The sequence below is a fragment of the Thermococcus thermotolerans genome (assembly GCF_024707485.1).
Lineage (GTDB): Archaea > Methanobacteriota_B > Thermococci > Thermococcales > Thermococcaceae > Thermococcus > Thermococcus thermotolerans.
Genome location: NZ_CP102602.1, coordinates 695,272 through 716,214, shown reverse-complemented (window position 1 = coordinate 716,214; position 20,943 = coordinate 695,272). Strand labels below are relative to the sequence as shown.

Genomic DNA, 20,943 nt, shown 5'->3' with positions numbered 1-20,943 from the left:
CCCGCCACAAAATTTATAAACCCTCCCCTGTTCACTAACTAACGGGTCGAGCAGCGGGGTGGGGCAGCTAGGAGTGCCCGCCGGGCTCATAACCCGGAGGTCGGAGGTTCAAATCCTCCCCCCGCTACCAGTTGTTTATTTGGAATAATATTTTTCTAGTGTCCTGTACTAATAGCTCTCAAGATTACAATTGTGGGGAACAGTGATGATCTATGCGGCGGGCCCAAGGTTTAATTGAGCACCTGTTTATGCTTGCCGTTGCAATTGGCGTAGTTGCCTTTACAATATACGTAGTGATGGGACTCTTGTCCACGAATTCCGAAAATCTCAAAGTCGTTATTTCCTACGTGGAATACAACCCTCCCGGTAGCGATGTGAGCGGGGAATACGTCCTTATAACGAACGAGGGATCCGCCGATGTTGACATGGGTGGATGGAAACTGATGGACGAAAGCAATCATGTTTATACTTTCCCTGCAGGCTTTGTTCTAAAGGCGGGGGCGAGTGTTAAGGTTCACACCGGCGAGGGTACGGACACTGAAACGGACCTCTACTGGGGCAGGAAGCAGGCAGTATGGAACAACGATGGAGACACTGCCTATCTATATGATTCTGAGGGAAACCTTGTGGACAGTTGCAGCTGGACTGGAAAAGAAGGCGGGGCCGTCAGCTGTCACTGACGGCAAACTTTTTAAACTCCTCCTTCTACGCCGATGCGGAGGGGCGGCTGGCGGGAGCTGGCCGTCACCGGGAGGTGTATGATATGGCAAGGATACACGCGAGAAAGAGGGGTAAGTCTGGTTCTAAGAGGCCACCGAGGACCGCTCCGCCGACCTGGGTCGAGTACACGGCGGAGGAGGTCGAGGGGCTCGTTATCAAGCTCAGGAAGGAAGGCTACAGCGCTGCCATGATAGGAACGATCCTCAGGGACCAGTACGGCATTCCGAGCGTCAAGCTCATCACCGGCAAGAAGATAACCAAGATCCTTGAGGAGAACGGTCTTGCCCCTGAGATCCCGGAGGACCTCATGGCCCTCATCAGGAAGGCCGTCAAGCTCAGGAAGCACCTTGAGATGCACCCGAAGGACAAGCACTCCAGGAGAGGCCTCCAGCTCACCGAGAGCAAGATCAGGAGGCTTGTCAAGTACTACAGGAGAACCGGCAAGCTGCCCGCCAAGTGGCGCTACGATCCGGAGCAGGCCAAGCTCCTGGTCCGCTGATTCCCTTTCCTTCTTATAAGGTGGTAAAATGGACAGGGGTGCTTTCTTGGAGAAGGCCCGAGAGGGAGCAGAGCTAATCAGGATGCACATCGAGCTAGGACACACTATCAGGATAGTCTCCCACCGCGATGCTGATGGGATCACCGCAGGGGCGGTTCTTGCCAAGGCCGTTGCCCGGGAAGGTGGAGGCTTCCAGCTCAGCATAGTCAAACAGCTCAGCGAGGAGCTCATAAAGGAGCTTGCTGCAGAGAAGCACAGAATATATGTCTTTACCGACCTCGGAAGCGGTTCCATGGAACTGGTAGAGCGGCATCTCGACTTCGCCACGGTTGTTGTTGCCGATCACCACCCCCCTGAGAAGAATGAGTTTTCCACGGACTCTCACGTGCTGGTAAACCCCGTTCCCTTTGGTGCCAACAGTGTTCGAGACCTCAGCGGTTCTGGCGTTTCCTACTTCGTTGCCAGGGAGATGAACGAGAGGAACATGGACATGGCCTATATCGCCCTCGTTGGTGCCGTCGGAGATATGCAGGAAATAGACGGAACCTTCCACGGTCTTAACCGCGATATCATTGAGGACGGCAGAGAGCTGGATATCCTGGAAATCAGAAAAGAGCTCCGCCTCTTTGGGAGGGAGAGCCGGCCGCTCTATCAGATGCTGGCTTACGCCACCCATCCTGAGATCCCCGAGATAACCGGAGATGAGAGGAAGGCCATAGAGTGGCTCCGCGCCAAGGGCTTCGACCCGGACATGAAGTACTGGCAGTTGAGGGAAGAGGAAAAGAGAAAGCTCCACGACGCGCTGGTGATACACCTCATCAAGCACGGTGCCCCCAAAGAGGCAATAGACAGGCTCATCGGGGATGTCGTTATAAGCCCCCTCTACCCCGAGGGCGATCCACGACACGAGGCCAGGGAGTTTGCGACGCTCCTCAACGCCACCGGTCGCTTAAACGCCGGAACCCTGGGCGTTGCCATATGCCTCGGCGACGAGGATGCTTACCGAAAGGCAAGAAAGATGCTGGAGGACTACAAGCGGGAGCAAATCGAGGCAAGAAAGTTCCTCATCCAGAACTGGAGCATGGCCGACGAGGGGGAGCATGCGTACGTCTTCTACGCTGGCAGAAACATCAGAGATACCCTCGTTGGAATCGCCGCAAACATAGCGATAAACGCCGGCCTCGTCGACCCGGAGAAGCCCGTCGTTGTGCTGGCCGATAGCGACGAGGATCCAGACCTCGTAAAGGGCTCCGCCAGAACTACAGAGAAGGCCTTGGCCAAGGGATACCACCTGGGAGAGGCGCTCAAAGAAGTTGCAGAGAAGCTCGGCGGTGAGGGTGGAGGGCACGCTATCGCAGCTGGAATCCGCTTTCCTAAGGACAGGATAGACGAGTTCATACGGCTGTTCAACGAGGCGCTTGAAAGGCAGGTGGGGGGAAAGAGCAGTGAAGATTGAGGCCAGGGCGGAGATAGTCTGGCACTACAGCGATGCTAAAAGGGCGGAGGCCATAGCCGAGGCACTGGAAGTGGACAACGTGGGCCTTCCTGAGAGCCTAAAGAAAAGTTTAAATGTGCTAACCCGATGGGAAAATGGGGACGTCATAACAAAGGTTAAATACTCGGGTGAGATTGAGACACTCATCAAAGCGCTGGACGATTTGGTGTTTTCAATCAAAATCGCCGAAGATGTTACCGAAAAGGTGTGAACTGGAGGTGTTGAGATGGCAAAGGGTAACCCAAGGAAGAGGGCTGCTGCTACCAAGGATAAGTGGAAGATGAAAGAGTGGTATATAGTTTACGCTCCGGACTTCTTCGGAAGCAAGGAGATAGGCCTTACTCCAGCTGATGACCCCGAGAAGGTCATCGGAAGGGTCATCGAGACCACCCTCAAGGACCTCACCGGCGACTTCACCAAGGGCCAGGTCAAGCTCTACTTCCAGATCTACGACGTCAAGGGCCAGAACGCCTACACCAAGTTCAAGGGCCACACCCTCGCTAGGAGCTACATAAGGAGCCTCGTCAGGAGGAGGACCACCCGCGTTGATGGCATATTCAACATCACCACCAAGGACGGCTACAAGCTCCGCGTCATGGGCATGGTCATCGCCTACCGCAGGATACAGACCAGCCAGGAGAGGGCCATCAGGGAGATAATCAGGGACATCATCTACAAGAAGGCCGGGGAGCTCAACTACAAGGACTTCATCCTTGAGGCCGTCAGCGGCAAGATGGCCGCGGAGATAGCCAAGGAAGCCAGAAAGATATACCCGATCAAGAGGGCCGAGATCAGGAAGATCAAGGTTCTCGCCGAGCCGGAGGCCTGAAGGCCTCTCAATTCTCTATTCTCTGCGTGGTCACTAATTTGAATTTGGCCTTCTCGGCAGGCTTTTAAACCTCCCGCCGATTCCTCACCGGAGGTGCGGTCATGAAGTTCATAGTCAAAACCCAGCGGGGAATGGAGAGTGTCGCCGCCAACTACATCAGGGAGGCCATACCCGATGCGAACGTCTGGGCATCGCCGATGGGCTACTCCGGGCTTGTGATAGTCGAAACCGGGGATGAAAACGTCGAGAAAAAGATACTTGAGATTCCCGAGGTCGAGCGCCTCATCCCTGTCATCGCTGAAGTTCCCGCCGAGCTTGAGGCGATCGTCGCTACTGCCGAAAAAATTGCACCCCTAATCAGCGAAAACGAGACCTTCGCCGTGAAGACGAAGAGGCGCGGAAAGCACGGGTTCACCAGTATGGACGTCAACCGTGAGCTCGGCGCAAAAATAAGGGAGCTCACGAATGCCGACGTAAACCTCAGCTGGCCGGACAGAGTCGTTCAGGTTGAGATAATAGGCGACAAAGCTTACATTTCCGTTGTTCCGGGGGAGGAGTTCAGAAAGTTCACACCCGAAAAGATAGACGCAAGAAAACTTTTCCGAAAGGTTACGCTCGTCCAGATGCCCTACTGGGGAGACTACAAGGCCTGTCGCTCCTTCGGTGAAAAGATAGGCCGGGCTGCCCAGGCTTTCGAGGTGAAAGAGCTCATAATAGCGCCCAAGGAGAAGATGGACGCCTTTGAGCTGGCCGAGTTCATAAAAGGCGTTAAAATCGGCCAGGAGAGCAGGCACCAGATACAGCGCGAGGCCTATCCCTGGAAGGTTGAGAAGGTCCCGGTGAGCGTCTGGGATCTCTATCAGGTCGTCCGTGATAAGAGGCGGGGCAAGAGACTGCTGATAATAACCGACCCCAAGGGGCCAACGCTCGCGGAGGTGAAGGACAGGCTCGCAAAGGATATGTTCTATGCGAAGGAGGTCATAATTTTTGTCGGCTCCCGTGAGGGTATCCCAAGGGGTCTCTTCCGCTTCGCAGACTATGTGGTTGACCTTGCACCGTACATGACGTTTGCCACAGAGCACGGCATTCCGGCCGCGCTCGTTTCACTCTGGGAGGTTTACGAGGAGTACGCCCGGAAGCGGGAGGAAAAAACCTGAGTTTTTCTTTAATTCTTCAATTCTGCACTTGTGTTTTTATACAAACGGCGTCAGACCCTAAGGTCTTCCTCACCGTTCAGGAATCCGCCGTAGTCATCATCCGCCGGAAAGAGTTCCTTCTAGGGTTTTAAAACTTCACGCAATGAGGTGGAAGAGGACGGCGCCGATAAAGCCGCCGAAGAGGCTCGCGAGGAAGTTAGTTGAGTTGTTGTTGGTTATCCCCTCGTTCTCAAGGGTTGCCCCTATAAGGCTGTCCAGGTTAACGCCGATGAAGCCACCTAGGGTAATGGCGAAGAGCATTGCTGCCTTTTCCGACGTTAGTGGGAGGGCAAAGGGGGCTATTACAAATGCACCCACAACGGCAAAGACTTCCCCCGCCAATGAAACCGCTCCGTTTACTCCCGGCTTGACGGGTTTAAGGGTTGTGATAAGCTTGGGACTTTTTCCAAAGATTTTGCCAAGCTCACTGGCAAGGGTATCCCCGTTGGCCGTTGCTATGGCCGCAAAACTGGCCGCCCAGAAGACGTCCATCTGGGAGAAATATTCGAATGCGAGGAAGATAAGGGCCGCCAGACCGTTGCCGAGAACGTTACCCCAGCTCCTTATTCCACCCCTGCTCTGAGCGGCACCCAGCTTGGCCTTCTCCCTGAACTTGTACTTGGTGGCCAAAACACCCAGAACCACAAAGGTCAGCAGTGCGGCAAAGGGGTACACTCCGCCCAGCTCTATGACTGACAGCCCCAGAAGTGCCGCAGTGATTGCGCCTTTAGCGTCGAGAGCCTTGAACCTGTACGAACCGATGCCGAGTCCTGCGACCACTGCAAGATCCACTGCCACCCTCTCAAGCATTCCTGCCACCGGAGGAGGATTTGAAAAAGCCTTTATTACTCTTTCTTTCGTCTATTAGCGAATGAAGTAAAAGAGATCAAAGAACCTCAAACTTAACAGTCTCCGTAACAAAGGTTATATCGAGCTTGTCTATGCCGGGTATCTTCCGGGAGACCTCGTTTATAATCTTCTCAAGCTCCTTCATGTCCTTGGGGCCAACGATGTGTATCACAAGGTTGTGTGAACCGAGGGCGCGCTCGACTATCTTGATGTTTTCGTCCTCAACGAGGGCAGGGATGATCTCGTCAATACTGACCGAAGGCTTGATAGTGATCCCAAGTATCACATGGACGTAGCCGAGGGCATCATAGTTGGGTATCACGGTGTACTTCTTTATGATGCCGTTCCTCTCCAGACGGTCCATCCTCCTGGATATCCTCTGCCTCGTAGTGCCGAGAATTTCAGCAAGCTCTTTGTAGGTAAGGCGGGCGTTCTTGGCGAGGAGCTTCAAAATCCTTATGTCAATCCCGTTTATTTTATCGGCCATGTCTCCACCTCCCCCGAATCATGGTGAAAGTTGAGCTCTCTGATTATAAAAATGTTTCGATAAGTTGGAGGATTTCTAATCAATTAGTCATTCGCTTTACCGGGCATTCCCGTTTAATCCAGCAGTATGGTAGTTCTTTGTGTTACAACTGGCATCATACTTGATCTGGATATTCATCTATTGCCGGGCCATCTCCTTCTGTCACGTTCACGGTATTTCTCAACGCTCTTTCCAAGCGCATCCAGGAGGTCTATTTTATAGTAGTTGGCTATGCAGGCAAGTGCGAACATAACGTCACCGAGCTCCTCCTCCAGTTTACCTAGATCTCCAGCCCCTTTGACTCCTTCCACCTTCAGGAGCTCGTCCGCAAGCTCCCCGACCTCCTCTACGAAGGCTGCGAGCATTTGAAAGGGTTCCCAGTAGCCGCCGAACTCGGTGACAAGCTCATCGACCCGTCTCTGCAGCTCGTTCATAACGTTACACCAGCTCGGTGTTTATCATGGAAAGGTACCTCTGGAGGACTTCGGTGTTGGTTCTGTAGAAGTGCATCTTGCCCTCCTTTCTTTCGATTATCAGTCCGAGTGACTTGAGGGTGCGCAGGTGGTGGCTTATCAGGGTCTGATCTTGGTCGAGTATCTTGGATATCAGGCACACGCAGAGCCAGTTGTCCCTGAGAAGCTTGAGTATCTTGAGTCTCAGCGGGTTCGAAAGGGCCTTCAGAAACTTTATCATGTCGCCCTCTATCTTGATTTCCACTTCCCTGTCGAGGTCAGGAATACCGCAGGTCTCTGCACAGTGGATAACCGTTTCTTTCTGCTTTGCGTTAAGCTCATCCAAGAGGTCTCTAATCTTCATGGCACAACACCTATAACGGGATTATAGGGGTTTCTTTTTAAGAATTTTCACATGATGTTACTCCACGACTTCTATCTGAAGCATGCTCCCATCGCTGCGGTACGCCCTCACACTGTCCTCCACGAAGGGATAGGCGATTATGATATGCACCCCGCCGAACTTTGAGAAGAAGTTCAAATCCGCCCGGGACGGCCGTGGATTCGGCCCCGGATGGGAGTGAACCGTCCCCTTGATGCTCTCATCGTAGGGGAGCATCCAGGTGTCAAAGAAGGCTGAACTCCTCCCGAAGTGTGGGTTTGGGGCTATGAGCACCTCCTCAAATACCCCTCCCTTCTCCCTCAAAAAACCCGCGAACTCATTGGGATAAAAATCGCGGGCGAGTTCCAAGAGATACTCCAACAGTTCGCGCCGGATTTTCACCTTTTCCATCTCGCTCACCAAAAATATTGAAAAACTAGAGAATCGCTATCGCCTCTATCTCGACAGCAACTCCCTTGGGCAGATTCGAGACCTCTACGACAGCTCTGGCGGGCTTTGAGGTTGAGAAATACCTCTCGTAGACCTCGTTGAACCTGGCGTACGCGCTCATATCCGTGATGTAGACGGTAACCTTCACGATGTTCTCGGCGCTTCCGCCTGCCGCTTTAACGACCTCTATGAGGTTTTTAATTGCCTGCTCGGCCTGTTCCTCAATCGAACCAGTCACCAGCTCTCCTGTCTCTGGGTTTATAGGTATCTGCCCTGAAACGAACAGGAACCTGCCCTCGGCGATTACTCCCTGACTGTAGGGGCCTATTGGCCTGGGGGCCTTTTCCGTGAAAACTATTTCCTTCTTCATTTACACCACCTCCAGTTTGTTCCGTTGATCAGCGAAGCGAAGATTCCTCATCGGCTCCCCTCGGGTGTCCTCGGCCTCATCATCTCCGTTCTGTTCCGGCTTTCACTTCTTCTCCAGGTACTTCTCAAGGCTCTTCGCAGGAACGTCAAGGGGCAGACCTATCTTTCCAAGGGCGGTTCTCAGGGCATAGACCCTTGCGTGCTCCTGGAAGCCGGTTGGAGCGTAATTCTCGGCCGGGAAATGCTTGTACTTCTCAACGACTGCAGGTATTTCGGCCTTTTTGACCTTCTTGAATTCACCAAACCATGCCTCTATTCCCTTGATGTCAATTCCAGCGTAGAAGGGCAGTTTGAGCGTGATGCTCTCGTTTATGCTGGCGAGGAGCCTTGCAACATCTGCCATGGGAGTCTTCTCATCAATAATAAGCCTTCTAACGGCTCTCCACTTCGTTTTTCCGCTCACGTGGAAGGCCACAAAGTTGATGTGGTCTTCGTTGTACGGGAATACTATTCTGACTTCGTTCAGGGGCTCCTCTGGATACTCGACCGGCACTTTTTTGGAGAGCACCTCCCTCACGAGCAGGGCCTTGGCAACCTCAACGAGATGCTTTTTGAGCTTCTTGTCCTCCTCGAAGACGAGCTGGCCAAGCTTCCTGGCAGTCCCGGGCGATTTGAGTGCGACAACCGCATCGCCCAGGTCTTTCTTGGCCAGCTCCCCCGCGAGGCTCATTATGCCCGCGACGTTCATTACCTCCGTGAGGTACTCGGGTATCTTGGCGTTGACAGTATTGGCTATGCTCGCTATGAAGTGAGCAACTTTCTCGTCATCCATATCCAGGAGCCTGTCAGCCACCTTCCAGTTCCCGTGATGTGCCGTAAACACTATCTGATCCTCAACCTTCATCGCTGTCACCAGTGGTTATGGATGGCAGGCCCTATTTTAGCTTTTTCTCGACCATCTCAAAAAAGTTATAAATCGACCCGAGCACTCCAGTTTGAGAGAGTGGAAGAGGGAAGAAAAATGGGGGAAGACACGAAGGTTGAGAGGGAAACCCTGGCCCCCAGGGAATACGGAGAGAGCCTTGATTTAGGGCTGGATTTCAACACGACCGAGGAGATAGAGGTTCCCGAAAAGCTCATCGATCAGGTCATCGGACAGGAGCACGCGGTGGAGGTCATAAGAACAGCCGCCACCCAGAAAAGGCACGTTCTCCTGATAGGTGAACCCGGAACGGGTAAGTCAATGCTCGGTCAGGCGATGGCTGAGCTCCTCCCAACGGAGAACCTTGAGGACATACTCGTCTTCCCTAACTCCGAAGACGAGAACATGCCCAGGATAAAAACCGTCCCGGCCTGTCAGGGTAGGAGGATAGTCGAAAAGTACCGCGAGAAGGCCAAGGGTCAGGAGAGCATAAAATCCTACATACTTCTCTTTGTCATGTTCACGGTGATGCTTGCGCTTTTTATAGAGTTCAGTGCCACAACGCTCCTGATGGGCCTGTTTGTTATTATACTCACCATAATGGCCCTGTCAAATATGCGTCTCCGCAATACAGTGCTCGTCCCCAAGCTTCTGGTGGATAACTGCGGCAGAACCAAGGCGCCGTTCATCGATGCAACTGGAGCCCACGCGGGTGCGCTCCTCGGCGACGTACGTCACGACCCGTTCCAGTCCGGCGGACTGGGAACGCCAGCCCACGAGAGGGTAGAGCCGGGTATGATACATCGCGCTCATAAAGGTGTGCTGTTCATAGACGAGATAGCAACTCTCAGCTTGAAGATGCAGCAGAGCCTGCTGACGGCTATGCAGGAGAAGAAGTTCCCGATAACCGGCCAGAGCGAGATGTCAAGCGGTGCAATGGTCCGGACCGAGCCCGTCCCGTGTGACTTCGTCCTCGTCGCGGCCGGAAACCTAGACACCGTTGACAAGATGCACCCTGCATTGCGCTCCCGTATCAGGGGCTACGGTTACGAGGTCTACATGCGCACCACCATGCCCGACACCATTGAGAACAGGCGCAAGCTCGTCCAGTTCGTCGCCCAGGAGGTAAAGCGCGACGGAAAGATTCCGCACTTCACGCGGGAGGCAGTTGAGGAGATCGTCAGGGAGGCCCAGAAAAGGGCGGGCAGAAAAGGCCATCTTACACTCCGCCTCCGTGACCTCGGCGGTATCGTTCGCGCCGCCGGGGACATCGCGGTCAAGAAGGGCAAGAAGTACGTGGAGCGCGAGGACGTCCTTGAAGCGATAAGGATGGCCAAGCCGCTCGAAAAGCAGCTGGCCGACTGGTACATAGAGCGCAAGAAGGAGTACCAGGTCATCAAGACCGAGGGAAGCGAGATAGGCCGTGTCAACGGATTGGCCGTAATCGGTGAGCAGAGCGGTATCGTTCTGCCCATAGAGGCTGTCGTTGCCCCTGCCGCGAGCAAGGAGGAGGGCAAGATAATAGTCACAGGAAAGCTCGGGGAGATAGCCAAGGAGGCCGTCCAGAATGTCTCGGCAATAATCAAGCGCTACAAGGGCGAGGACATAAGTCGCTATGATATTCACGTCCAGTTCCTCCAGACCTACGAAGGGGTAGAAGGTGACTCTGCCAGCATAAGCGTCGCGACAGCCGTCATCTCGGCCCTGGAGGAGATACCGATAAGGCAGGACGTGGCCATGACAGGTTCACTGAGCGTTCGCGGCGAGGTGCTCCCGATAGGTGGGGCGACCCCAAAGATAGAAGCCGCCATAGAGGCGGGCATAAAGACGGTCATAATCCCCAAGAGCAACGAGAAGGATGTCTTCCTCAGCAGGGACAAGGCGGAGAGGATTCAGATATTCCCTGTAGAGACCATAGACGAGGTGCTTGAGATAGCCCTCGAAGAAAGCGAGAAGAAGAGGGAGCTGCTCAGGCGCATACGGGAGGCCCTTCCTCTTTCTATTCAATCATGAGATGTTTGAACGGGTACACTGATTTCAGTGGCATCAAGTTGAAGATTTTTTCTTGCGTCTTTAATGTTTCCAGGGAACATTCGGTCTTTTGTTGAAAAATCCTGGCGAAACGTTTTAACTGTCTTTGAGCCCTCCTCTTTGGTGGTGTCGATGGATGTTATGGCAAAGGCTTTCGAAGAGGCTAGGAAAAATCCGAAACTAAGAAAGAGGCTCAGGATAAAAGCCGCATTCTCTCTGATACTACTCGTGGGGTTTTTGGGAGTGATATTCATAACGATTGGAACGGTAATCGCCAGCAAGAACGGTAGCTTCCTGGGAATGGCCCAGCTTGACTATCTCAAGCTCCGTGCCCGCTACGGCATCGTAATGATGCTTTTAATAATAATTCACCTGCTTCTGAACAGACAGGTGATGAAAAAGGAACTTGAGATACTTTTTGGGTCATGATTTAATTCTTCAATTCAGTTTTTGCACAGTTCTTCAACGAGCCTGACGACTTTGGACAGGGCCTTTTCAACTTCCTCGCTGAGCTCCATTCCAAGGTCTATCTCCTTGGCAACGACGCCGATGAAGTGTATCTCGGCTCTGGCAAGGCGTTCATCGAGCGACATCAGCAGTCTGAGCCCGTCTATCGTCCCCATGAAGTGGGCGCTCCTTATCTCGCCCTTGAGCTTCTCAAAGACCTCCGCTCCCTGCAGATGTACTATTTCCCCTGGGGGGAACTTTTCGCTCAAAATGGCGTCGATGATTATCAGCCTCTCCTCCCCGTCATAGTAGCTCGAAAGCCTGAAGATGTCAGTACCAACTTCGAGGACGTCGCATCCCCTCTCGATGAGCATTCTTCCAGCTTTGAGGCCCACTCCGTCATCTTTCATCAGCTCGTTGCCGAGGGCAAGGATAAGGGTTCTCAAGCTCTCACCCCGTTATAATTTCAACACCTTCCACCTTCGCGGGACCAAAAAAGTCGTCATCGAGGGTCGCCAGTGCAAGACCGTGCTCGATGCAGGTTGCAAGGATAAGGGCATCGTTTGGAAGCATGGCGTACTTTTGGATGAGTTCCATAGCCTTAAAGACCGTTCTTTGTGTGGACCCAATGAACCCAAAGCCTCTCAGAGCTTTAAAAACAACCTGAACCTCGAGCGGCAGTTTATCCTTCTTTCCTTTGAGGGTCCTGGGTGCGAGTTTTGAGAAATAGCCGAGGAGCAGATACGTAACCTCACTGAACACTGTTTCGGTGATGTAAAGGGCTACGTCTTCGTTCTCAAAGGACTCAAAAAGTTCAACCGCCCGTTCGCTACCCTTGAAGTACTTCACGATAAGGGAGCTGTCAATCAGCAATTCCTTCATAGATTTCCCTCTTGAGCTCCTTCCAGGATTTATTGGTCTTCATGACGCCCTTAAGCTTCTTCATGTTTTCGAAGAGCTCGTCCTTGTGAGAGAGATACCATGCCATAGCCTCAACGTCCTTTCTGAAGGTCTCGGCGTACTTCTTGGGTACCTTCACGTGTATAACAAGGTCAACGATTTCTTCGGCCATAATACTCCCCAGTATTTTTCTGTCACCCGCCCCTTAAAAAAGTTGAGAAATCAGAGCCTCGCCACGTGCACCGAACAGGAGATGCACGGGTCGTAGGCGCGAACGACCATCTCGGCAAGGAGCTTGAGCCTTTCGGGGTCGTCGTTGTAGTGCTTCTCCGCCATCATCCTCACGTGAACCTCCATCATGGCGAGGTTGAAGGCTGTGGGCGTTATGATGTCCGCGTAAGCTACTCTTCCGTCCTTGACTTCGAGGGCGTAGACGAGGATTCCGCGCGGGGCCTCGGTCGTGCTGACGCCGAAGCCGTCCCTTATCTCGACCTCGTCCCTCGGTCTTACCGGCCACTTCGCGAGGGCCTCGTCTATGAGGTCAATCGCCTTTTCGGTGAAGTAAACCAGCTCAAGGGCCTGAGCCAGGTTGTTGGCAAAGGGGTTGGTCGGCCTGAGCAGATCCCTGTGGCTCTCGTAGAGCTCTTTCGCCCTTCCATAGAGCTTGTCAGCGTGGTTGACGACGCGGGATATGGCTCCGGTCATGAAGGGCTTTTCGCCGTTGTAGAAGCTGTGCTTGGCGAAGCTGTGCTCCACAACGCGCTCGACCATATGCATCTTGTAGTCCTCGCTCGGGAACTCGAAGCCGTCGCTGACGCTTATGGCGTCGCCGTATATGCCGTAGACGTCCCCCCTCGGCTTCACGGCCATGTGGATTATCGGGCCCTCTACTTCCCTATACTGTTCAAGCCTTGCAAAGAGTTCAAAGGTATACTCGGCCTTTGGGAGTGCCTCGCTGAGGCGCTTCTTCATAAGCTCAAGGGTGGCCTTGCCCGGAAGTTTTCCGAAGCCTCCGAGTACCGCGTTCTCCTGGTGTATCGCCCTGCTTCCAAGCTCGTCCATCATCCAGCTTCCAAGGTTTTTGAGCTCCAGTGCGATGCCTATCTCCTTCTTGTACTCTTCCACCATCTTGAGCGGGTTTGAGTAGCCGAGGTAGTCTGGCAAAACCAAGAGGTAGAGGTGGAGCGCGTGGCTCTCTATCATGTCGCCTATGTAGAGCACCTCTCTCAGGGCCTGAATCTCTTCGCGGGGAGTGAAGTCGAGGGCCTTCTCCGCCGCTTCCAGCGCCGTGAGCTTGTGTGCCGCGGAACAGAATGAGCATATCCTCGGGTAAACCGCCAGAGCCTCGTCGAGCTTTTTACCAATGGTTATGGCCTCGAAGAACCTTGGCCCCTCTATGATGTTGATCCTGACTTCCTTTACTCCCTCGTCGCCCACTATGATTTCTACGCCTCCCTTTCCTTCAACCCTCGCTATGTGGTCAACCGTGATTGGAAGGTAAAGGTTCTTCATTCTTCCACCTCCCTGAAAGCGGCCTCCACCATTTCCTCAACCTTGGGATTGTGGCCGTTGAAGATCTTCATTCTTTCGATGATCTCCTCCTTGGTGTACCCTTTGTTCTTGAAGGTCTTTGCCAGTGAGTCAAACCAGGCAACATCGTAGCCTATCGCCCCTCTGCACCCGATGCATGCCACGTTGAAGCCTGGGCATCTTGCATCACAGCCGGCCCTCGTGAGCGGGCCGAGGCACGGCTCGCCCTTCTCGATGAGTATGCAGCTGTTGCCCTTCAGCCTGCACTCGACGCAGACGGGATAGTCTATGTCCTCCGGCCATGAGCCTACCAGGAAGGTGCCTATCGCGTAGAGGAAGTCGCGCTTTTCCGGCGGGCATCCGTAGAGGCGGTAATCAACCTTGATGTATTCCTCGACTGGCTTCGCAGGCTTGGGCTGGAACTTGACCTTTGCATCACCGTAGACAGCCTTCCACAGCTCCTCCAGGCTCTTGTTCTGATCCCAGCTCTGCACTCCTCCCTGGGTTGCACAGGCTCCAACTGCGACCACTATCTTCGCGTTCTCGCGTATCTTCTTTACGAGCTCGGCCTCCTCTTCCGTTGAAACGCTTCCCTCGATGAAGGCGATATCGACTGGCTCGTCCTCGTAGGAGTCCCTCTCTATCATGTACCAGCACACTATCTCAGCGTTCGGGATGAGCTGGAGTATCTCGTCCATCATGGCAAACTGGAGCTGACAGCCGTAGCATGAGGTGAGAGCGTAAAACCCGATGCGAACTTTTCCGTTCTCCATCTCCACCACCTCAGTCGAGCAGTCCCGGTGTTGATACTATGTCGAAGTACGTGAAGACTGGACCGTCTTTACAGATGTACTTCCAGCTGGTGCTCGTCCCAACGTTGCAGTGCCCGCACTTGCCTATCCCGCACTTCATCTTTCTCTCCAGCGTGACGAATATGTTCTCCGGTCTGTAACCGTAGTTGATGAGCGACTCAAAGACGGCTTTGTACATCCTCGGGGGGCCGCATATTGCCACCGCGGTCTTCTTCGGGTTGGTGTTCGCCTCAACGATGAAGTTCTGTGGCCTGCCGTGCCTCCCCGGCCAGTCCGGATCCCTCGTGACACTCTGGATTATCTTGACGTTCTCTGCCTCCGCCAAATCCTTCATCGCCTCCAGCTCCTTGTAGAACAGGAGATCCTTGCCGTAGCGGGCGGTGTTGATGAAGGTTATGTTGCCGTACTTCCAGCGGTTGTCCATGGCGTATAGAAATACGCTTCTGAGCGGTGCTGTCCCCAATCCGGCGGCTATGAGGAGTAGGTCCATGCCCTCCCAGTCATCAACCGGAAAACCGTTTCCATAGGGTCCCCTCACCAGGACGGTGTCCCCCGGCTTGAGCCTGTGGACGACGGTTGTTACCCTTCCAGCTTTCCTGATGCACAGCTCAAAGAAGCCCCGCCTCATGGCGGAGGAGCAGATACTTATCGGAACCTCGCCGACGCCGGGTATCGTAAGCTGGACGAACTGTCCTGGGCGGAAAGTCCACTTTTCTGCCAATACCGGATCCTCGAATCTGAAGAGGAATAGCTTCTCCTTCTCTGTGAGCTGATAAACCTTGAGAACCTTTGCCTTGTGAAGTGCATAGGGATTCTCATCGGGCATCATAATCTCCCTTGGAACTACCTCGCTCATATGTCCTCACCCCTTATCTCGGTGGCATAGGCGAAGCCCCTCTTTGGAATCTCCTCACTTATCTCCGAGGGACATGACTTCTCCTCAAGCCCCATGATCGTGCGCAGGTTCTTCACAAAGCTTATGCCAGCGGGGCAGAAGTAGGTGCACCTTCCGCAGCCGACGCAGTAGCTTATGCCGAGCTTCTCGTTGTAGGAGTTCTTGCAGAGGTAGCGGTTCATGAAGCGGCTCTTCTTGGTCGGCCTGAAGTTGTGGTTCCCTGCGACGAGTCCGTGGCTCCTGAGCTGGCAGGAGTCCCAGCGCCTCTCACGGTAGCCGGTGTTTCCGTCGAGGTTGACTATGTCCTGGACTTCGTAGCAGCGGCAGGTCGGGCAGGTGGTGTTGCAGTTGCCGCAGGCAAGACAGATGGCGGCCTGCTCTTCCCACATCGGGTGCTCCATCTCAAGCTCAAGAAGATACCTAAGGTTGCTCCAGTCCTCGTGATACTTGAATGCCTTTGAGCGCTTGTTCTCGAATTCACGGAAGTTGCAGATGTCCTCCGTGCTGACCTCCTCAAAGAGCTTGATGTTCTTGTCAACTATCCTGTGACCTGTTGGCGTGCCGACCCTTACGAGCCAGCCGTCCGGGAGCTCGTGAAGGAAGAGGTCGAAGCCGTCGTCGGCAAAATCCGTCTCGCGGAGGTTGCAGAAGCAGTACTCGTCGGGCATGCAGCTGATGCCTATGATGATGCCTTTCTCCCGGCGGACCTTGTAGTACTTGTCCGGAAGCTCGTCGAGGTAGATGGTGTCGAGTATCTTGAGGCCGAAGATGTCGCAGGCGTGAAGGCCAAAGAGCACAAACGGCTCCACATCTTCAATAACTTCCTTGTACTCCGCCTTTCTGATGTTGAACTCAAAGAGCTTCTCCCTCGGCAGGAAGAAGAACTTCTTCGGCGGCATTATTGTTCTGTTGTAGTGGAACTCAACCTTTTTGACGTCGTCTATTTCTCTGAAGTCGTAGAACTTTTCGGAGATTTTCACCGGGGCGTAGAGCTTGCCCCACTCCTTGAGCCTTTCAAGGAAGGCATAGGTGTTCTCCTTCGGGAGCTTAACATATCTCAACCCAACCACCTCCAATGAACATAACCATGCATGTGCTCATCTCTGTCCCCTCAATTGAGGCTTAGCTGGAGGTTAAAAAAGCGTTTTTAAACCCGAAAATTGTAAACCAAAAGTTAACAACGGACTTTTTTACGGGAGGACATGGGCCGACCAGCTATTTCGGGTATATGCCCACGTTTTCGATGTGGTTTATCCAGAGCCCGGGTGGTGCTGGAAAAGTTGGGGCTACTGGGTATTCCCTGAGAAAAAACTTCGGCTCACTGCCCGCCCTGAAGCCTCTTCTCAATCTTCAGGTAGATGAAAAGGACTATCATAAATATCGTGATGTAGTAGCTCCACTGGAAAGGCACGAGCCCCATAATGCCCATTGTATAAACGACCGCGAGGATAAGCACTATGGCCAGCAGGATTCTGTAAAAGGTCCTTTTCTCCATGCTCTCACCGGAAGAAATAGGAAGGGGCCTTTTTAACGGTTGCCCGAAAATAAAAGGTGGAAAGGTTCAGCCTCCAGCCGAGGCTGTCGCGTTGCATACCAGAGGTTGTGGCTGATAGTTGAAAGCATCGGGGTGCAGATACTCTGCAATCTCTTCCAGCCCGTGCACGATTCTCGGCCCGGGTCTTGAGACGAGGTTGTCGTCGCTGATGGTAAAGACCATGCCGTTCTTGAAGGCGTTCGTGTTCACGAGCTCCGTGTTGCAGAGCTCCTCTGCGGTAATGCCTGCGTGGGCGGACAGTATTATTACATCGGGATTCCTCTCAAGAACCTGTTCCATGCTTACCTGGGCCCAGCCGTTCATGTCGGAGAATATGTTCTCACCACCGGCAAGTCTGATCAGGTCGTCCTGGAAGGTGCCGCTACCGGGGACGTAAAGTGGATTCCACCAGGTTATGAAGAGCACCCTCGGCCTAGATGTTCCGGCAACCGTTGAGGTAATGTAGTTAACTTTTGCCTTCATCTCGGCTATCACTGCCCTGGCAGCTTCTTCGCGGTTGGTTATTTCTCCCAGGAGTTCTATCTTCCTGTAAATCCCGCTCATATTCTTGGGGTCTACTATGACTACCGGGGCTATTTTTTCAAGCTCGTTCAGTATGGACATCGAGAAGCCGTCCGCGATTATAAGATCGGGATTCAGGGACGCTATTATCTCAAGGTTCGCATACTGCCCGTAGCCGCCTACCCTTGTGATGTTCTCAACAGCCGGAGGAAAGTCGGCCCACTTTGTGACGCCAACTAGCTTGTCTCCTGCACCGATGTAGAACAGGGTCTCAGTTATGCTGGGTGCGAGGGAAACTATCCTTTCGGGTTCCTTCTCGATGGTAACCTGCCTCCCGGCGAAGTCGGTTATGGTGAGGGGATAGCTCACACGGAAGGCATCGGGGTGGAGCAACTTGGCGACTGTTTCCAGACCGTTTACAACGCGCGGACTCGGGTGTATGAGGTCGTTTTCGTTCTCGATAACGTACACCCTCCCCTCCCTAGCGGCTTTTGTATTTGCCAAAATGCTCTTGTAAACGTCCTGGACGGTCATTCCGCAGTGCGGGGTAAGGATTATGACGTCCGGGTCTCTCTCAAGAACCTGCTCCATGCTTACGGTCGGCCAGCCGCTTGTGTCTTTAAAGACGTTCTCTCCCCCCGCAAGGCTGATAACGTCGCTGATGAAGGTATCCCCTCCGGCGGTCATGAGGGGATTGCTCCAGACGACGTAGAACACCTTGAGTTTTGGTTTACCGGTAACGGCAGAGCTGGTGGCGTTTATCTTTGCCTGGAATTCTGCTACTGCCTTCTGAGCGTTTCCGGGAACGTTAAAGACTTCTCCGAGAAGTTCGAGTGCCTTCGGTATGTCTCTAAGGCTGTGCGGGTCAATGACAACCACGGGAGCTATCTTTTCAAGGTCGCTGAGAATTGGCGTTGAATAGCTGTCAACGAGTATAAGGTCCGGGTTGAGGGAAGCGATTACCTCCAGGTTCGCATACTTTCCGTAGCCACCCACCTTGGTGACGTTGGCAACCTCCGGCGGAAAATCGTCGTAATTGGTAACCCCGACGACCCTGTCGAAAAGGCCGAGGTAATAGAGGTCCTCTGTAATGCTTGGAGCTAGAGTTACAACCCGCTGCGGTTCGGAGTCTATCGTGACAGTTCTGTTTGCGAAATCGGTAATGGTTACTGGATAAAATGGCTTCTCAGCTTCCGTGGGCGTCTGAGTGGGGGAAGATGTCTGCGGGGTTGTCTGGGAGGTGGTGGCTGTCTCCGTGGGAGTTGATGGCTGGGATGTGCTTGAGGGGGTCTCGTTACCGCCTATGCATCCGGCTGCTATAACAGCGCCGAACAGCAGGAGCATCAGTAATAGGGCCGTCTTTTTCATTCACATCACCTGGATTATTTGTCCATCACTGATTTGGCAGGGGGTATATAAAGTTGTTGGATATTTTGGCCAGTAGGAATAAAGGAAGAAGAGCGACTGCTCACGGTTTTTTGAGTAGCAGGAACACCAGAACTGCAGCGCCGGTGAGCAGCACCACAGCTACCCCTACAATCCAGACTGGAGTCCCTGACGATGCGGCTGTTGTTACTGGTGTTTCGCTGGTGGCCGTGGTTGTCTCTACCACGGGGTTTGAGGTGGTCGTGGTGGAGACCGTGAGGTGAGTGGTCGTGGTTATCCCCTGTGTCGTGGTTGTCGTCGTTACGGTGGTGGTTGTGGTTTCCTCAGGCGGGGCCAGCTTCGATGCTTCAATAAGGGCCCAGCGGAGTAGGTTGGTGACGAACTGCTGGCCATCGAAGAGATAGCTACCGTAGCGGTTCACCCATATGGGCACGGGGCTTCCGTAGGGGCTCTCTGCACTGACTATCAGAATGCTCTCTGCCCCGTTGGGGAATTTGACGAACTCCACAGCCAGGAGAGTGAATACCCCCCTGTCCCAGGCTTTGTAAGCCCTTGCCTCCGGGGTGTAGTCATCCTCTATCATTCCGTTGCCGCTGGTCGTGACTATTCTGTAGACTCCCTCGGGAATCTCCCCCGCGATTAGGGGGTGCCATCTCCCGTTTTCGTCCACCCATGCCAGGACGCCCGGCTCATGGAAGAGGACCTTGCCGACCTCCCCCTGATAGCCCTTGTTGAGAATACCCGCGTCGGGAGTTTCCAAGTCCGCCCTGACGAAGCCCGCCACGTATGCGCTCTTCCCGGCGTTGCTGAAGGTATCGGTTGCGGTGGCGTAGTCTATCCTCAGTTTAGTGTTTGGTATCGCGGAGAGCAGTTCGTTGACGTTTCGCTGAACGTAGGCACTATCCTTCCTGTCGCAGTCTCCGGCAACCCACAGTACTTTCCCTCCCTCCGAGAACCATTTCACGATGGCCCCCATCTCCCCGGGGGAGAATCTCTTCCACGGCTGTCCTATTATAAGGACATCAACGCCCTCCAGCGCATCGTACGTTATGCCGTCACCGAGATGCTTAACACCTGCATTTTCGAGCTCAGAGCTGTAGCCGATGTAGCCCCAGTCGTACCAGGAGAGGGCTGGTATCATGCCTTCGGCTATGATCCTCCCCGTGACGGGATCAACTATGGACGAGACCAGTGCTATCGTCCCTTCATTGTGTGAAACATCGACCGCTATTGTTGCGGCACCCACGTACTGAGAGAAAAAGATGACGAAAATAATCAAGGTAATTGCCACTTTCCCCATTGCCCTTCCCCTCTCGTTATTTTCCTCGAAATAATCGGCTGTGGGTGATAAAAACATTTCCAAACGAAAGAAAATGGGGGTAATAATCTTACTCCTTAATTTTCCCAATCCTGAAGATATCTACGCGGGTTATGATTCCGGCCACCTTTCCTTCCCTGTCCTGAACCAGAACCGCCGGGTGCTCTTCAAGGAGGTACTTGACGACTTCAAGGTCTTCGTCCTCGTTGACTATCGGGAACGGCTCCTCCATGACCTCCATGACCTTTCTGTCGTAGATGTCCTCGTACTCAAGGCTCTGCCTGACCAGTGTCCGCTCCGTCACGGAACCGACGACTTTGTTTCCAGCTATGACTGGAATCTGGGAGATGTTGTGCTCGTTCATTATCTTAATGACGTTTTCAACTAGTTCGTAGGGCTTAACTGAGATAACGGGAGAGGACATGACATCCTTTGCTTTAAGCTGTGCCCTCTTGCATTCGAGCAGGGCCTGCAGGATACGGTTGAAGGTGGATAATCGCGGGTCGACCTTCCCCGCCTCTAGCTTGGCTATATACGCCTGAGTTACGCCCGCCTTCTCGGCGAGCTCTTCCTGCGTTATGCCGAGCTCCTTCCGAATTCGCCTTATCTCCCTGGGATCAATGGGGCGGGGGATTGTCACCATACATAACCACCGGTTATTTATTTCAGTCTTGGAGGTTATAAGCCTTCCTCAGAAAATGCTTGTGGGCCGGGCACAGAGGCCCGCGTTCATTCCCTCGCGCGGGTGGATGCTCCCGGCCCTGTGGGCTCGGCGTGAGCACTCTCCGCTCACGGAACCCGATACCTCGCGGAGGCGGGTAGACCGAGCCCGTGCGAGGAGACGTACTGTCCCCCCGCTGTCGGCAGTTAAAGATAGTG

The 20,943-nt window shown here is 53.6% G+C and carries 26 protein-coding genes and 1 tRNA gene; 9 read left to right on the top strand and 18 right to left on the bottom strand.

Translation table 11 applies throughout. The features are described from left to right. The first annotated feature begins 52 nt into the window (after window positions 1–52). The 7 genes from NUS69_RS04135 (at window position 53) to NUS69_RS04105 (ending at window position 4,700) form a co-directional block, all read left to right on the top strand. Window positions 53–130, top strand: a tRNA-Met gene (locus NUS69_RS04135). A 118-nt stretch (window positions 131–248) separates the two neighbouring features. Continuing rightward, window positions 249–680 (top strand): lamin tail domain-containing protein, encoded by a 432-nt coding sequence (locus NUS69_RS04130; protein ID WP_258084555.1) that lies wholly within the window; start codon window positions 249–251, stop codon window positions 678–680. An 83-nt stretch (window positions 681–763) separates the two neighbouring features. After that, window positions 764–1,219, top strand: coding sequence for a 30S ribosomal protein S15 (locus tag NUS69_RS04125; protein ID WP_055428677.1), 456 nt, complete (start codon window positions 764–766; stop codon window positions 1,217–1,219). Window positions 1,220–1,247: 28 nt separating this feature from the next. Beyond that, a complete protein-coding gene (locus NUS69_RS04120; protein ID WP_258084554.1) occupies window positions 1,248–2,675 on the top strand; it encodes a DHH family phosphoesterase in 1,428 nt (475 codons plus the stop codon). After that, window positions 2,665–2,925, top strand: coding sequence for a KEOPS complex subunit Pcc1 (locus NUS69_RS04115; protein WP_258084553.1), 261 nt, complete (start codon window positions 2,665–2,667; stop codon window positions 2,923–2,925). The genes NUS69_RS04120 and NUS69_RS04115 overlap by 11 nt, the downstream gene beginning before the upstream one ends. 15 nt (window positions 2,926–2,940) lie before the next feature. Continuing rightward, a complete protein-coding gene (locus tag NUS69_RS04110) occupies window positions 2,941–3,543 on the top strand; it encodes a 30S ribosomal protein S3ae (RefSeq protein ID WP_258084552.1) in 603 nt (200 codons plus the stop codon). A 101-nt stretch (window positions 3,544–3,644) separates the two neighbouring features. Then, a complete protein-coding gene (locus tag NUS69_RS04105; RefSeq protein ID WP_258084551.1) occupies window positions 3,645–4,700 on the top strand; it encodes an SPOUT family RNA methylase in 1,056 nt (351 codons plus the stop codon). Between the two features lie 135 nt (window positions 4,701–4,835). On the opposite strand, the gene NUS69_RS04100 is transcribed toward NUS69_RS04105, so the two are convergent. The 7 genes from NUS69_RS04100 to NUS69_RS04070 all read right to left on the bottom strand — a co-directional run bounded on the left by NUS69_RS04100 (window position 4,836) and on the right by NUS69_RS04070 (window position 8,671). Then, window positions 4,836–5,549, bottom strand: a complete 714-nt coding sequence (locus tag NUS69_RS04100; protein ID WP_258084931.1) for a DUF92 domain-containing protein — start codon at window positions 5,547–5,549, stop codon at window positions 4,836–4,838. A gap of 76 nt (window positions 5,550–5,625) precedes the next feature. Continuing rightward, window positions 5,626–6,075 (bottom strand): Lrp/AsnC family transcriptional regulator, encoded by a 450-nt coding sequence (locus NUS69_RS04095; RefSeq protein WP_258084550.1) that lies wholly within the window; start codon window positions 6,073–6,075, stop codon window positions 5,626–5,628. A gap of 173 nt (window positions 6,076–6,248) precedes the next feature. Further along, window positions 6,249–6,548 carry a MazG nucleotide pyrophosphohydrolase domain-containing protein gene (locus tag NUS69_RS04090; protein ID WP_258084549.1) on the bottom strand — a complete coding sequence of 100 codons (300 nt, stop codon included), beginning with the start codon at window positions 6,546–6,548 and terminating at the stop codon, window positions 6,249–6,251. Between the two features lie 4 nt (window positions 6,549–6,552). Further along, complete coding sequence (locus NUS69_RS04085; RefSeq protein WP_258084548.1) at window positions 6,553–6,930, bottom strand: ArsR/SmtB family transcription factor; 378 nt, start codon at window positions 6,928–6,930, stop codon at window positions 6,553–6,555. A gap of 57 nt (window positions 6,931–6,987) precedes the next feature. Next, window positions 6,988–7,359: a Mov34/MPN/PAD-1 family protein gene (locus NUS69_RS04080; protein ID WP_258084547.1), complete on the bottom strand. Its 372-nt coding sequence runs from the start codon at window positions 7,357–7,359 to the stop codon at window positions 6,988–6,990. A gap of 25 nt (window positions 7,360–7,384) precedes the next feature. Then, window positions 7,385–7,768: a RidA family protein gene (locus NUS69_RS04075; protein ID WP_258084546.1), complete on the bottom strand. Its 384-nt coding sequence runs from the start codon at window positions 7,766–7,768 to the stop codon at window positions 7,385–7,387. A gap of 102 nt (window positions 7,769–7,870) precedes the next feature. Continuing rightward, window positions 7,871–8,671: a DUF2666 domain-containing protein gene (locus NUS69_RS04070; protein WP_258084930.1), complete on the bottom strand. Its 801-nt coding sequence runs from the start codon at window positions 8,669–8,671 to the stop codon at window positions 7,871–7,873. Window positions 8,672–8,788: 117 nt separating this feature from the next. Between NUS69_RS04070 and lonB the strand changes: the two genes are divergently transcribed. Both lonB and NUS69_RS04060 read left to right on the top strand, forming a co-directional pair. Then, the gene (gene lonB / locus NUS69_RS04065; RefSeq protein WP_258084929.1) at window positions 8,789–10,702 is read left to right on the top strand and encodes an ATP-dependent protease LonB; all 1,914 of its coding nucleotides are present in this window, start codon (window positions 8,789–8,791) and stop codon (window positions 10,700–10,702) included. 150 nt (window positions 10,703–10,852) lie between these two features. Further along, on the top strand, window positions 10,853–11,149 hold the full coding sequence (locus NUS69_RS04060; RefSeq protein WP_258084928.1) for a hypothetical protein: 297 nt from the start codon (window positions 10,853–10,855) through the stop codon (window positions 11,147–11,149). 14 nt (window positions 11,150–11,163) lie between these two features. On the opposite strand, the gene NUS69_RS04055 is transcribed toward NUS69_RS04060, so the two are convergent. From NUS69_RS04055 to NUS69_RS04005, 11 genes are all read right to left on the bottom strand, one after another. Continuing rightward, entirely contained in the window at window positions 11,164–11,613 is a 450-nt protein-coding gene (locus NUS69_RS04055) for a hydrogenase maturation protease (protein WP_258084545.1), read from the bottom strand. Between the two features lie 4 nt (window positions 11,614–11,617). Then, window positions 11,618–12,049 carry a type II toxin-antitoxin system VapC family toxin gene (locus NUS69_RS04050; protein WP_258084544.1) on the bottom strand — a complete coding sequence of 144 codons (432 nt, stop codon included), beginning with the start codon at window positions 12,047–12,049 and terminating at the stop codon, window positions 11,618–11,620. Then, window positions 12,030–12,239 carry a hypothetical protein gene (locus tag NUS69_RS04045; protein ID WP_258084543.1) on the bottom strand — a complete coding sequence of 70 codons (210 nt, stop codon included), beginning with the start codon at window positions 12,237–12,239 and terminating at the stop codon, window positions 12,030–12,032. Before NUS69_RS04045 ends, NUS69_RS04050 begins: the two co-directional genes overlap by 20 nt. 50 nt (window positions 12,240–12,289) lie before the next feature. Next, on the bottom strand, window positions 12,290–13,579 hold the full coding sequence (gene hydA / locus NUS69_RS04040) for an NADPH-dependent hydrogenase/sulfhydrogenase 1 subunit alpha (RefSeq protein ID WP_258084542.1): 1,290 nt from the start codon (window positions 13,577–13,579) through the stop codon (window positions 12,290–12,292). After that, a complete protein-coding gene (hydD, locus tag NUS69_RS04035; RefSeq protein ID WP_074631241.1) occupies window positions 13,576–14,370 on the bottom strand; it encodes an NADPH-dependent hydrogenase/sulfhydrogenase 1 subunit delta in 795 nt (264 codons plus the stop codon). The genes hydA and hydD overlap by 4 nt, the downstream gene beginning before the upstream one ends. A gap of 10 nt (window positions 14,371–14,380) precedes the next feature. After that, window positions 14,381–15,265 carry an NADPH-dependent hydrogenase/sulfhydrogenase 1 subunit gamma gene (hydG, locus tag NUS69_RS04030; protein WP_258084541.1) on the bottom strand — a complete coding sequence of 295 codons (885 nt, stop codon included), beginning with the start codon at window positions 15,263–15,265 and terminating at the stop codon, window positions 14,381–14,383. Beyond that, window positions 15,262–16,365 (bottom strand): NADPH-dependent hydrogenase/sulfhydrogenase 1 subunit beta, encoded by a 1,104-nt coding sequence (gene hydB, locus NUS69_RS04025; RefSeq protein WP_258084540.1) that lies wholly within the window; start codon window positions 16,363–16,365, stop codon window positions 15,262–15,264. Before hydB ends, hydG begins: the two co-directional genes overlap by 4 nt. 257 nt (window positions 16,366–16,622) lie before the next feature. Next, the gene (locus tag NUS69_RS04020) at window positions 16,623–16,799 is read right to left on the bottom strand and encodes a hypothetical protein (protein WP_258084539.1); all 177 of its coding nucleotides are present in this window, start codon (window positions 16,797–16,799) and stop codon (window positions 16,623–16,625) included. Window positions 16,800–16,865: 66 nt separating this feature from the next. Beyond that, window positions 16,866–18,728, bottom strand: a complete 1,863-nt coding sequence (locus NUS69_RS04015; protein ID WP_258084538.1) for an ABC transporter substrate-binding protein — start codon at window positions 18,726–18,728, stop codon at window positions 16,866–16,868. 100 nt (window positions 18,729–18,828) lie between these two features. After that, window positions 18,829–20,046: a hypothetical protein gene (locus NUS69_RS04010; protein ID WP_258084537.1), complete on the bottom strand. Its 1,218-nt coding sequence runs from the start codon at window positions 20,044–20,046 to the stop codon at window positions 18,829–18,831. A gap of 88 nt (window positions 20,047–20,134) precedes the next feature. Further along, window positions 20,135–20,707: a CBS domain-containing protein gene (locus tag NUS69_RS04005; protein ID WP_055428699.1), complete on the bottom strand. Its 573-nt coding sequence runs from the start codon at window positions 20,705–20,707 to the stop codon at window positions 20,135–20,137. Window positions 20,708–20,943 lie beyond the last annotated feature (236 nt).